At 44.7% G+C, this 13,322-nt stretch carries 8 protein-coding genes and 1 pseudogene; 2 read left to right on the top strand and 7 right to left on the bottom strand.

Annotated features, from left to right (window positions below; all coding sequences use genetic code 11):
* Positions 1-285 precede the first annotated feature (285 nt).
* The gene (gene speG, locus R7041_RS20330) at positions 286-825 is read left to right on the top strand and encodes a spermidine N1-acetyltransferase (RefSeq protein ID WP_005375417.1); all 540 of its coding nucleotides are present in this window, start codon (positions 286-288) and stop codon (positions 823-825) included.
* 47 nt (positions 826-872) lie between these two features.
* Here speG and R7041_RS20325 read toward each other — a convergent pair whose 3' ends face one another.
* The 7 genes from R7041_RS20325 to R7041_RS20295 all read right to left on the bottom strand — a co-directional run bounded on the left by R7041_RS20325 (position 873) and on the right by R7041_RS20295 (position 12,695).
* Positions 873-1,670 (bottom strand): hypothetical protein, encoded by a 798-nt coding sequence (locus R7041_RS20325; protein ID WP_186585167.1) that lies wholly within the window; start codon positions 1,668-1,670, stop codon positions 873-875.
* Positions 1,671-1,847: 177 nt separating this feature from the next.
* Complete coding sequence (locus tag R7041_RS20320) at positions 1,848-2,933, bottom strand: OmpP1/FadL family transporter (protein WP_186585165.1); 1,086 nt, start codon at positions 2,931-2,933, stop codon at positions 1,848-1,850.
* Positions 2,934-3,053: 120 nt separating this feature from the next.
* Positions 3,054-6,194: an efflux RND transporter permease subunit VmeQ gene (gene vmeQ / locus R7041_RS20315; RefSeq protein WP_206949065.1), complete on the bottom strand. Its 3,141-nt coding sequence runs from the start codon at positions 6,192-6,194 to the stop codon at positions 3,054-3,056.
* Between the two features lie 10 nt (positions 6,195-6,204).
* Complete coding sequence (gene vmeP, locus R7041_RS20310) at positions 6,205-7,347, bottom strand: efflux RND transporter periplasmic adaptor subunit VmeP (protein WP_206949066.1); 1,143 nt, start codon at positions 7,345-7,347, stop codon at positions 6,205-6,207.
* A 90-nt stretch (positions 7,348-7,437) separates the two neighbouring features.
* A complete protein-coding gene (locus R7041_RS20305) occupies positions 7,438-8,229 on the bottom strand; it encodes a hypothetical protein (RefSeq protein WP_005375405.1) in 792 nt (263 codons plus the stop codon).
* Between the two features lie 528 nt (positions 8,230-8,757).
* Entirely contained in the window at positions 8,758-10,917 is a 2,160-nt protein-coding gene (locus R7041_RS20300; RefSeq protein ID WP_206949067.1) for a prolyl oligopeptidase family serine peptidase, read from the bottom strand.
* Positions 10,918-11,123: 206 nt separating this feature from the next.
* Entirely contained in the window at positions 11,124-12,695 is a 1,572-nt protein-coding gene (locus tag R7041_RS20295; RefSeq protein WP_206949068.1) for an ATP-binding cassette domain-containing protein, read from the bottom strand.
* A 445-nt stretch (positions 12,696-13,140) separates the two neighbouring features.
* Here R7041_RS20295 and R7041_RS20290 point away from each other — a divergent pair.
* Positions 13,141-13,322: pseudogene (locus R7041_RS20290) on the top strand (universal stress global response regulator UspA); the annotation flags it as partial.

Genomic DNA, 13,322 nt, shown 5'->3' with positions numbered 1-13,322 from the left:
ACCTTTAGTCGCTACTACTACGTCACCGATTGAAAACATATTGAATACCTTGTTTGTTTAGATTAAGACACTAAGTCGTTGCGCGGTATTTAATACGATATTAGGCAAAGCACCTAATCGAGTTTTTTATCGTAAAGATTAATTTATATTTGTCGTGAACTCTAAGTTTCCACATTGAAAATCACAGGATATTTTCCAAAAAAAGATGCGCTATTCTTGTGAAATACGGTAATATTTTCTAGCATCAAGTGCGGAGGTATTCTCCGCCCTCATTGGAGAAAAATGATGAAGAAAGGCCTAAAAATGCGTGCATTAGAGCGTTCTGATTTGCGCTTTATTCATGAACTGAATAACAACCGAAATATCATGGCCTACTGGTTCGAAGAACCTTACGAGTCTTATGACGAGCTCGAAGAACTTTATCGAAAACATATACATGATGACGCTGAAAGGCGTTTTGTCGTCGAAGATGAAGACGGCATCGTAATTGGCTTAGTTGAGCTGATCGAGATTAACTACATTCACCGCAGCGCGGAATTTCAGATAATCATCGCCCCAGAGCATCAAGGCCGAGGTTATGCGACAGAGATGATTAATCGTGCGTTAGATTACTCATTCTCAATTCTTAATCTACGTAAAATCTACTTATTAGTCGCAGTGGATAACGAAGTCGCTATTCACTTATACAAAAAGTGCGGCTTTATCGAAGAAGGTCACCTTGTAGAAGAATACTTTATTAACGGCGCTTACAGCGATGTTAAGCGCATGTATATATTAAAACACCAGTACCAGAAAAAGATCGAAGAAAACAACTCAATTCACTAGTTCATTCTATCAAAGTAAAAACGCAGCTATTTGGGCTGCGTTTTTATTTATTCAAATTGATATTGATATGATAATACGATGCGCTTGTCTGCTTCATCCAAATAGGTGTTGTTGTCCATGCCAAACGTCATTACGTTAAAAGAGTGGCGTTTGCTCACGAGGTAACCAAGACCAATACCACCAAAGAAGCCTTTGTAGTTCTCTCCTTCACTGTTTTCTGAGCCGTAAGTGCCTGCTGCAAAGCTGATTAACGTCAGCTCTTTGGTAAACGATTTCAGCGCAAATGCACCAACGTAACCGCTACTGCCTGAAGAGCTCATCATATTGAAGCCATTCTCTGCACTTGGCGTACCCGTAAAGTTAGGCTCGCTACAGAGACTACTTTCTGCACCGTCACAAACAGGAACATCACCAGTGTTGTACGTATAGCCTGCCATTGGGAAAATTTGGAAGCCTGCTGGCTCAATCCCGAAATAACTTAGCGGCATAAAGGTACCAACGCTGTAGTTGGTTTGATCCGCGCCGTTTACGTATTCATTTTTACCGAAGTTGAAGTTCACGATACCGACCGGAAACAACCACGAGCCACCAATACGCCACTCGCTCGCATCATCATTGATACGCAGGTTGATTTTGCGCGCTTGGTCAAGCGCAAGTGAGCCCGAGAATGAGATGTTTTGATCATCAAAATCGTAGTTGTTTGCGTACGACGCGCCAAATTTCGTGATGACTTTTGTTGGGTCATCCGCCAACTTGTTTTTATTGTCTTTTACTCGATGCTCGGCACCATGAGCCAGCGTACTGACCAACAAAGTTATACACACTAACGCTAGTTTATTTTTCATTTTTCAGTCCTTTGAGATGTTGAATACCCGCACTTAGCTGCGCAGATATTTTTTTGAATCATCACTCACTGGATGTGACAAAAGCGCCCTAACTACCTTAGATGGCGTGACAGCATCCAGTGCAGGTAGTTAGGGTAGAATGGCCTGTAAGGAAGGCGTTTTAGCGATTAGGAATGATTAGTTTTTCCAGTTGTAGCTCATGCTCATGAAGTACAGTGCAGGCTCATCAAAGCCCGCTTGGAAGCGTGGCGTTTCTGACGATTCCATCAAGATCGCTTCAAACGCGAAACCAATTGAGTTTTCTGAATCCAATTTGTAATCAATGCCTGTACCAATGCGGTACGCCTTGCCAGTAGGAACGGTAATGTCACCGTTTGATTGGCTTTCATACATGCTGGTATCGAATGCAAAACCTGCATTCCACATCATTTTTTCATTCAGTTTGTACTGAGTACCCAATGCGATTTGGTAAGTGTCTTGTGTCTCTACGCCCAGCGTGGTTGTGTATTCGCTCCAGTCTTGCCAGTTCACGTTCCACATCACCGCTAGGTCATCATTCACTTCATGGTAAGCACTGAAGATCAGTTGTTGTGGAGCAATGGAGTTACTATTGTCGAATTCAAATTCGGTTTCAGAAGAGTAAGACAGGCCAAGACGCGTACCTGGTGTTGCCTCATAAAGCACACCTACTCGGCCGTTAACCTGTGTGTCTTGGTCTTCGTCATTGAAGTTCAAGGCTCCCTTCGTTTCTACTTCATACATACCGTACTGAATGCCAAGCGCCGCACCCACAGACCAGTGATCATTGATGCGGTAAGAAGCGGAAGGTTGAATGGTCAAGGCTTGCGTCGTTGCTGTAGGAATATCTAAATGATTATTCAAAAGACCTTCGTACTCGAGGCCAAGGCCGTAATTGCCATACAGACCAATACCCAGCGTCCATTTGTCGTTCACTTGTTGGCTGTAAAATGCCGACGCCATAGGAACAAAACCAATCACGTTGCCCGCATCGCCAGTCATCGTGTCTAGTTGCGCGTCACCGTAAAGGCCAATCAGGTTACCAGAGAAAGATTTACCAGAAATATTCGCCAGACCAGCCGGGTTTGCTGCCATTACTGAGGCATCTTGCGCACGAGCCGCCATACCAGCGGATGCCAAACCAATATCCGATGCTGTTGTTTCGTAAAGGTATAACCCACCCGCTTGCGCAGCAGCACAAGTCAGTAGAGAACTCGCTACGACGATTTTTGAAAGATTTTTCATGTTAAAACCTATTATTGTTAGGGGAACCCACGCTGCGACGGTGGTTGTATATCAATGAAAGGCATTGGCCAATCGCACACAGCGTGGGGGTGTTGTGGAGTCAGTCAGTTGAAATCAGCGTTATTGCTCGCTCACCTCAAGTTCAGTGGGTTTCTTTCGCTTAAACTTCTCGCGCAGAGATTGCATCATCACGAAGAACACTGGCGTCAGTAACGTGCCAACAAACGTAGAGAGAATCATGCCGCCGAATACCGCAAAGCCCAGTGAGTGACGAGATGCCGCACCGGCACCCGATGCAATCACCAACGGGAATACCCCCCAGATGAAGGCGAATGCGGTCATCTGTACTGCTCGGAAACGGATTCGAGCAGCTTCTTTGGCAGCATCAATGATGGATAAGCCCTTTTCTTCTCGCAGAACTTTGGCAAATTCCACGATAAGAATCGCCACTTTGGCGGACATACCGATCAAGATGACCACACCAATCTGCACATACAAATCGAACGGTTGTCCCACCAGCAGTAGCGTACCCATTGCGCCGAGAATCGCGACTGGAACCGCCATCATTACCGCAGCAGGAATGGTCCAACTTTCGTACTGAGCCACCAAGAACAAGTAGGTGAACAGCAAAGACAATGCGAACGCGATTGGTGCCATGTTGCCTGCTTTCATCTCTTGGTAAGTCATGCCTGACCACTCGTACGAGTAACCACTTGGCAAAGATTCCGCAGCCAGTTTTTCAATGGCTTTTACAACATCACCCGAGCTGTAACCTGGCGCTGGCGCACCGTTCACGGTTGCAGAACTGAACATGTTGTAGTTCGACAAGGTATCTGGGCCGAAGATCGGCTTCACTTTCACTAGCGTTGCCAGTGACACCATTTTTCCAGAGCTTGAGCGAACAAACAGATGGTTGATGTCGTCGATATTGTCACGGTATTGCTCTTCTGCTTGCACTTTCACTTGGTACGAACGACCAAACAAGTTGAAGTCAGAAATGTAGGCGCCGCCCAACTGTGCTTGCAGTGTGCTGAAGATTTCATTCAACGGTACGCCCATCGAAATCGCTTTATCGCGATCAATATCGATGTAACGTTGCGGAATATTCGCACGGAAAATCGAGAACGCATGTGCAACTTCAGGCAGTTGGTTGATTTGGGCAACAAAATCAGCGGTTGTTTTTGCCAACTCTTGTGGAGAACGGCCCAAGTTGTCCTGCAGCACAAGGTTGAAACCATCCACCGCACCCATACCTTTGATTGCCGGCGTCGCGAAAACGAACGAAGCGGCATCTGGCGTTGAGTTCAGCATTTGGTTAACTTTATTCATCAATGCGCGTTGGTGTAGCTCAGGGTCTTTACGTTTGCTCCAGTTATCCAGTTTGATGATCAACATGCCCGAGTTTGGAATCGACGCCATGTTAATTACCGAGAAGCCCGCAACCGAAACCACGTTCTCCACACCTTCCATCTGTTTTAGCTCATCAACGTACTTCTTCATTAATGGTGCAGTACGCTGCAATGCTGCTGCGTCTGGCAAACGCATTTCGACCATGAACACGCCTTTATCTTCGTTCGGTACGAAAGAAGAAGGTACGGTCATGAACGCAAATGCCAGCACCGCAATAAGCGCGCCATAAACACCGATACTCAGCACAATACGACGGCTCAAGAAGCCAACTAAACCTTGGTATTTGCGCGTTATTGCTTCAAAACCTCGGTTAAACGCACACAAAGGCGCAATAGGTTGCGAGTGAGTAGATTTCAACATCAACGCACAAAGCGCTGGCGTTAACGTCAATGCGTTGATCGCAGAGATCAGCACCGATACACAGATGGTGACCGCGAACTGGTTGAACATTCGACCAGAAATACCCGGCAATAGCGCAACCGGTACGAATACAGCCAACAAAATAAGCGTTGTTGCCAATACTGGCCCCGTCACTTCTTTCATAGCTTGGATCGTGGCCGGAATCGGGTCTAAATGCTCTTCATGGATAACCCGTTCCACGTTCTCTACCACGATGATCGCATCGTCCACCACGATACCGATGGCGAGGATCAAGCCAAACAACGAGATCGTGTTAATGGTCATGCCCATCACGCCCATGATTGCGAACGTCGCAATGATGGAAACCGGAATCGCTAAGGTTGGAATGATGGTCGCTCGCCAGTTCTGCAAGAAAACGTACACAACGAAGGTGACAAGAAGTACCGCAATCACCAGCGTCTCATACACTTCATCAATCGACGTCTCTACGTATTCGGTAGAGTCATAAGCGATGTCGTAAACCAAATCATCTGGGAACGATTTCTCGTACTCTTTCATGGCCTCTTTCACGCGTTCCATCACGTCTAGCGCGTTCGCTGTCGGCAACTGGTACAATGCCAGAACGGCGGCTGGTTCGTTATTCATACGACCATCAGCTTCGTAACCTTGTGCGCCAACTTCCACACGAGCCACATCTTTCAAGCGAATCAAAGAACCTTTCTTGCTCGCGCGGATGATGATGTTCTCAAACTCTTTCGCAGAAGTAAGGCGGCCTTTGGTTTGCAAAACATATTGATATTGCTGATCACCCGGAGCTGGCATACCACCGATCTTACCCGCCGCCACTTGGATGTTTTGCGTTTTAATTGCGCCAATAACATCGCTAGCAGAAAGCTTCAAGGTGGCCAGTTTATTTGGGTTCAACCAAATACGCATTGAGTAGTCTTTCTTACCAAGCAGCGTAATGTCACTCATACCTTCGATACGTTTTAGACGCTCAACGATATTGAGATCCGCGTAGTTAGAAAGGTAGATACTGTCGTGAGACTGTTTCGGAGAACGCAGTGTGATAACGCCCAGCATGTCGGAAGATTTCTTCTTAACCGTCACACCGATTTGGTTTACTTCTTGTGGTAGAGATGACGTCGCCTGTGCCACCAAGTTGTTCACACGAACCTGCGCCATATCGCCATCTGCGCCCACTCGGAAGTAGATACGCAGTGTGTATGAGCCATCGTTACCAATCACAGAAGACATGTAAATCATGTCTTCAACGCCGTTGACTTTGGCTTCTATCGGTTGTGCTACCGTCTTTTTAACCACGTCCGCGTTTGCACCCGGATACATGGTGCTCACCGTAATTACCGTTGGAGAGATTTGAGGATACTCAGAAATTGGCAAGACTTTCAGGGCGATCATACCCATCAATGTCATCGCCAGTGAGATCACCAAAGCAAACTTCGGCCGGTGAATGAAAAATTTACTTAACATCAGTACTCACTCAGCCTTGTTCACTCTGTAGCTCAACGTCTTTCACCGTTGCACCCGGACGCACTTTTTGTAGACCATTGACGATGACTTTTTCGTTAGCCGCCAAACCAGTCAGTACAGCACGTTTCACACCGTAGGTCTGACCGAGCTCAACGTTACGACGAGACACCACGTGATCATCACCAACCACCATGACGTAGTCACCCGCTTGGTCTTGCTGAACAGCCACCGATGGGATAAGCAAACCATCAATGGTTTTGTTGCGCAGCTTGATGGTCAAGTTGCCATATTCACCCGGCATAAGCGCGTAAGTTGGGTTATCGAATTGTGCTTCTGCTCGAATTGAGCCTGTTTCTAAATCGATCTTGTTGCCAACGGCGTAGATCTTGCCATCCAGCGGATACAATGAACCGTCTGAAAGCGTCAGTGTTAAATCAACATCCAGTTTGTCATCGTTACGATGAGCCACATCAATAGCACTTCTTACGCGGCGGTAGAGCTTCTCATCCACATCAAAGCCAAAGCGAATTGGGTCTATTTGAGTGATCGAAACAAGAGGAACGAGTTGAATTTTCGAAATACGGTCACCTACTCGGAAGTTGCTGAAACCCACACGGCCAGAGAAAGGAGCACGTACAGAGCTAAATTCAAGATCGAGTTTTGATGAAACCAGCGTCGCTTTCGCCTCTTCTACCGAAGCAATCGCTGCGGCTTGCGCGGCAATGGCGTCATCGTATTGCTGCTCACTGATGCTTTTATCTTTGATGAGTTTCTTCACACGTTCTGCATCACGCGTAGTTTGAACGAGTTGTGCTTTTGCTTTTTGCAACGACGCTTTTGCATACGCCAGTGCCGCTTTGTAAGGACGGTCGTCGATTTCAAACAGCAATTGGCCTTTTTCGACCATATCGCCATCTTTAAAATGAATCGCGGTTAATTCGCCACCGACTCGAGGCATAATATCAACGTCATTTACCGCTTCAGTTCGACCGATAAAAGTATGATAAGGAGTGATTTTTGTTTCGGTTAGGGTAACGGTTTCAACAGAGGGTGCTTGGGCAGTTTTCGTTGCGATATCGCCAGTTTTGCATCCTGATAGTAATGCAGAAGATATAGCAATATATACCAACGCAAATTTATATTTGGCTTTCATGATAAACCTACTTTATTTAGAAAGTGCCCTAGCCTAAATATTTAAATATATGGATAAACACACTTTCTATTCTGGAAATAAACGAGGGAGTTAGAATTGGTAGTTAAATTCGATACGGTGATCACCATCACCGAAATTAACGTGATCATTCCAGTTTGCAAAGTAACGAATATTTGCGCGAGGATTAATTTGATAAGACAACGCAAACTCATGAGCCAAGATATTATCTTCACCCGCATAATAAGTATCTTTATATTGACTAGACCCTGACAACGTATGCATATACATTGGGTTGTAGTTAATCCAGATTTTATCGGTTAATTCAATTTTTGAGTACATACCCACAACAGTGAAAGTACCTGGAATTTCATAACCTTTGTCATCACCACTAAAATCATTAGCAATAGTGACACCCGCACCAGCTAAAGGAAATAGCTGCAACATACCAAACTTAGGTAGACCTTGAATAAAGCTATAAGATGCATCTAATTTATCGTTATCAACGTCGTAGTTTACATCTAATTGACGGCCTAGACCTTTTGCGACTTCTACTTGGAAATTACGTAGTCTGAAAGAGTCAATGCTGTCATCAACGTTGGCATATATTGGATCGTCATTGTCGCGAATGCCAAATAGCTCACCACCAATGCCTTTCATTTCAATGATGTTCATCGCCATGGTACCAGGCTGGCTAGATTGGTAAGTTTGACCGATTTTGATGTTCGCGCCTTTATCAGTAATACCAAAGCCAGCTTGGGTGTATACCGCAAGTGGGTCAGACATATCTTGTAGTTCTTCGTTATTGTTTGTCTGCGCATAGGCAGAAGACGCGAGTTGTAGGGCTGCAACCATAATGGCAACAGACGGTTTCACTAAATTCATAAAACTGTATCCATTTTAATGATTATAAAATTATTCACGTCATGAGGTCATCATAAATAGCAAGCAACACACCTCGCTTTGGATAACATAAATTATCAAAGCAAATTCAATAATGACGAAACATTCGACGTTTTAATTAAAATAAAATAAAGCATCGTAAAAGTTCAATCACCGCTACTTATATCTTATATAACTTGAAATTTGGTAATACCAATGAAGAAGGAAATATTAAAACTTATGAAAATTCAATTATCATTAGAACAAATGATTAATTAATTTTACCATATAAATAGAGAGTGCAATGGATTTAGGTGATCGCGATCAATGTTTCATTTCGATCGTACAACACTCTTCAGATTAATTAGAACATTATAATAATTTAAAAAACCTTAGTTTGATTAGCCTAGCATCAGATTAGAATAGTAGGCCTATAATAAATAAAAAGGGAGTCACTCTCTGTGATTCCCTTTTATTATCGAGCGATAAAGCGCCGATGCGTTTCGATAACTAAAACGCAAACAATTCGCACTATTGCAGTTTCTCTATTCCCATATTGAACAGTGCAAAACTATAAATATCTGCATTTGTCTCAATTATTTTACGCGTTGGTGTGCCTGCACCATGTCCTGCATTGGTTTCGATGCGAATTAAGGTCGGATTTGAACCCGCTTGCTTCGATTGCAACTCAGCAGCAAATTTGTATGAGTGAGCAGGAACAACACGGTCATCATGATCACCCGTTGTAATCAATGTTGCTGGATATTCCACCCCCGCTTTTACATTGTGCACTGGCGAATAACCTTTCAGATATTGGAACATCTCTTTACTTTGCTCTGCCGTACCGTAGTCATACGCCCAACCAGCACCTGCGGTAAAAGTATGGTAACGCAGCATATCCAGTACGCCGACTGCTGGCAGCGCCACTTTAAATAGCTCTGGACGTTGCGTCATAACGGCCCCCACTAACAAGCCACCATTCGATCCACCGTTAATGGCTAACTTGTTTGATGACGTTACCTTTTCATCAATTAGGTATTCAGCCGCCGCAATAAAGTCATCAAACACATTTTGCTTTTGCATTTGAATGCCAGCGTTGTGCCATTCTTTGCCATATTCCCCACCACCACGAATGTTCGCTACCGCGTAAACACCACCAAGCTCTAACCAAGCCGCACGTGTCGGGCTAAAAGATGGCGTGAGGCTAATGTTGAAACCGCCATAACCATATAGGATGGTTGGTGCACTGCCGTCCATCGGTGTCCCTTTTTTATAGGTGATGATCATCGGCACTTTTGTTCCGTCTTTTGAGGTGTAAAACACCTGGCGAGATTCATACAAAACAGGGGCAAATGGCGCTTTAGATTTGTAGTACACCTCGCTATCACCATCTTTGATGTTCAGACGATAGGTAGTGCTTGGCATCTTGTAGTTGGTGAAAGAGTAGTAGACTTCGGTTTCTTCTTTTTTCCCCGAGAAACCGTATGCGCTGCCAATATCAGGCAATTTGATTTCTCGGATGAGTTTGCCGTTCATGTCGTATTGCTTCACCATCGAGATCGCATCAACAATATAGCTCGCAAACAAATTGCCACCCGCGGTAGAAACACGTAACACGTTCTTTGTTTCAGGAATCAAATCTTTCCAGTTTTTGGGCTGCGGCTGACTTGCATCCACCGTCACGACGCGTTTGTTCGGCGCATTAAGGTTCGTAACCAAGTACAGTTTCGTGCCTTGGTTGTCTATCACCCAAGTATCAGAACTGGTGTTATCTAAAATGGTTTTCAGCGGGCTATTTGGCTTACTCAGGTCTTTAAAGAACAGTTTGTTGCCCGACGTCGATACGCTGGCTGAGATAAACAAGTAGCGTTCATCTTCCGACGTGTAACCCCCAACGTAGCGATACTTTTCGTCCTTTACACCACCGAAAATTAATTGGTCTTCACTTTGTTTCGTCCCTAGTTTATGAAAGTAGAGCTTGTGTTGGTCTGTCTTCGCGGAAAGTTCACTCCCTTTTGGCTTGTCATAACTTGAGTAATAGAAGCCTTGATTGCCGAGCCAACTGATGCCACTGAACTTAATATCCACCAGCGTTTCACCGACGGGCTTTTTGGTTTCTGTGTCTAACACAATGACTTTGCGCCAATCGCTACCGCCTTCCGAAATGCTGTATGCAACCAAAGATCCATCTCGTGAAAAGCTCACTCCCGCTAACGATGTGGTGCCATCTTCACTAAAAGTATTTGGATCGAGGAAAATTTCTGCTTCACCATCACCTAGCTGCCGATAAAGCACGTCTTGGTTTTGTAACCCGTCATTTTTGTAGAAGTAAGTGAACTTACCCTCTTTGAACGGCTGGCTTTGTTTTTCGTAATCCATGAGCTTAGTAATGCGCTCTTCAATCTGCTCGCGGTAAGGGATTTTCGCCAGATAATCAAACGTCACTGCATTTTGCGCCTTCACCCATTCTGCGGTTTCTGGGCTGAGATCGTCTTCCAACCAGCGATAAGGATCACTCACTTTTGTACCAAAGTAGTCATCGACAACATCCACTTTTTGTGTGGTTGGATACGTGATGGTTTTCGGGGTTACCTGTTCAACCGACGATTGCGCCGCTTCATTTGCATACGCCACAGACAACACACTTCCGAGTGCGAGAGCCGTTGTGAGTGCTAGGGTGTTCTTTTTCATGAAATTCCTTTTTATTTTTCTGTTGTCTTTTTGTGCAATACATCAGAACTCTACTATATATCGACAAAATGAATCTAATTTCATTAAACGAGTTGTGAAAGCCATCCTAACTCCCTCATTTCCTTCCAGTTCTACAAACTAGTAAGTGGAAGTGTAGAACTTGGGAACAATACTGAAGAGCCACGATGGCGTTTACTCTCTTTCGTCTAAGTCAGCTCGATTTGGCGCAAAACCCCAGACTCAGAAGCGAAATCTTGGTCGTGACTAATCAGAACAAATCCACCTTTGTATACATTTAACGCCTGACTAAGCATTATTTTTGACTCGAGGTCGAGATGGTTATCTGGTTCATCAAGCAGCAGCAAAGGCTGAGAATTTTGGTGGCTGACTATCAGCATCGCGAGCTTCATCTTCTCGCCACCGCTCAGTAGGCGCCCCAATCGAAACACAGCATCTCGACGAAAACCGATCCCGGCCAATAAGGTCCTCGCTTCACTTTCCGTCATCTCTTGGCTGCTCTCCATTACGTTCTCAAGTAACGAAAGATTTGGATTCACTGCACCAAAATGTTGGTCGAGATAGTACAAAGGCGTATTCACTTGCAACTCACCACTCTGCAACGATAACTCGCCAAGCAACGTCTTTAACAAGGTTGATTTTCCGCAGCCATTTCTCCCTTTGAGATGGACTTTGTCGTTCGCAAAAATCTGCAACGTGATAGGCGTAGAATTCCCAAAAGGTAATATACCTTCTTGTATCGACAACACTTTTCGCGAACGGTTCGGATTATCTGTAAGATAAAGCTTTTGCGCCTTGAGTTGCTCATGTCGCGATTGCAACGCCTGTTCTTTGGCTTGTAAATGCGCTTGTCTGAGTTGCTCATTCTTATTGCGATTTGAAGCGCTGGCGGTCGCGCTATCCTTTTTTCCATCAAGCAAAATTTTGGGCTGACTGCCGTCTTTGCGCAGTTTGTTCCCTTGCGCGGCGCGTTGGTCTGCTTTTTCGCGATTTTTCTGGGCTTGCTCGGCTAACCGTTTTTTCTGTTTATCGACTTGCGCTAACTGCCTCTCAACCGCTTGCAGTTCAGTGCGTCTTTTCTCGGCGTACACATCGTAATTTCCACCAAAAGCCTGTAAACCTAGGCCCGATAGCTCCCAAATTTCCTCCATCTCTCGCAGCAGCTCACGATCGTGACTGATGAGTAAAATCGCACCGCTGAAATGCGTCATAGACTCTATCAACCATTGTTTCGCCTCGGTATCGAGGTGATTGGATGGTTCATCGAGAATCAAAAGCTCCGTTTCGTTTTCAAACAACTGCCATAACTGCAAACGTGCCAACTGACCACCACTGAGCCGAGCACAAGAGAAGTCAGGGTCTTGCGGCAAGCCCATCGCAGCAACCTGCTGTTTGAGTTTCAGTTCAATATCCCACTGTTCGCCAACCAGTTCGAACCAATGCTCAGAAACATCACCTTGTTCAATCTGCTTCAAAGCATGTAAGGCCGAGTCTGTTCCTAGAAATTGGGCGATCGATTGCTGACCTGAAAGCAGATCAGACGGCTGCTGGCGATACATCATGAAAGAAGAGGGAGCAGTCACAACACCGCTGGCAGGCTGAATTTCTCCCGCTAAAATGGAAGCCAAAAGCGACTTGCCGATGCCATTGCGCCCAACCAAACCAACACGTCGTTTAGTCATGGAACAAGAAATAGACTGGAATAGCGTATCGCCATTATCAAACTGATGGCTAACATTAAAAGCTTGTAAAACTGGCATAATTTGCCTCCTGTATGACAGGGACAACAGCCGTAGCTATGATTTGAAATTGCAACAAAACGCGTGCACAAACGCATTAAGCTCTATGTAAAGCTCGACGATATACGTCAAATCAAAAAGTCGTCTTGTTGCAAAGAAATATCGGAAAGTGAGCTACGCCTACTAACCCTGCAGATCCAAAAAATAAGTAAAAATATGGATGACAGGTTTAGTTCTTCATGTTGGCGTAATCTCCTAGAGAAATGATGCGCAGAGTGTAGCCGCTTTTTTGTTCAAAAAGCAAGCTTTCTAACCAAATGTGAACAAAAAGAAAGTTTCACAGTAAGTTGTTATATCACATTAACTTTTTAACAAGTCTTTGAACAATTTCGAGATCTTAGCAACACAATTTTTATCCAAGCCATACTATGCTTAGGGTAAAGATAATCCACATAAGGGCGTGGTTATGAAATACAAACATATCCTTGTTGCACTCGAACTGTCAGATGAAAGCACCGTGCTTATCGACAGAGCGGTATCAATGGCAAACTATCTCGACTCCGATATCTCCTTTATTCATATTGATGGTACGCACGGAGAAATCTATCGTGAGCTTGTAGACATTAAAGAAAACCCGGATCAAAGGCC

This window comes from Vibrio sp. 1751 (assembly GCF_033339895.1).
GTDB classification, from domain to species: domain Bacteria; phylum Pseudomonadota; class Gammaproteobacteria; order Enterobacterales; family Vibrionaceae; genus Vibrio; species Vibrio alginolyticus.
This window is presented reverse-complemented; position numbering and strand designations above follow the sequence as displayed.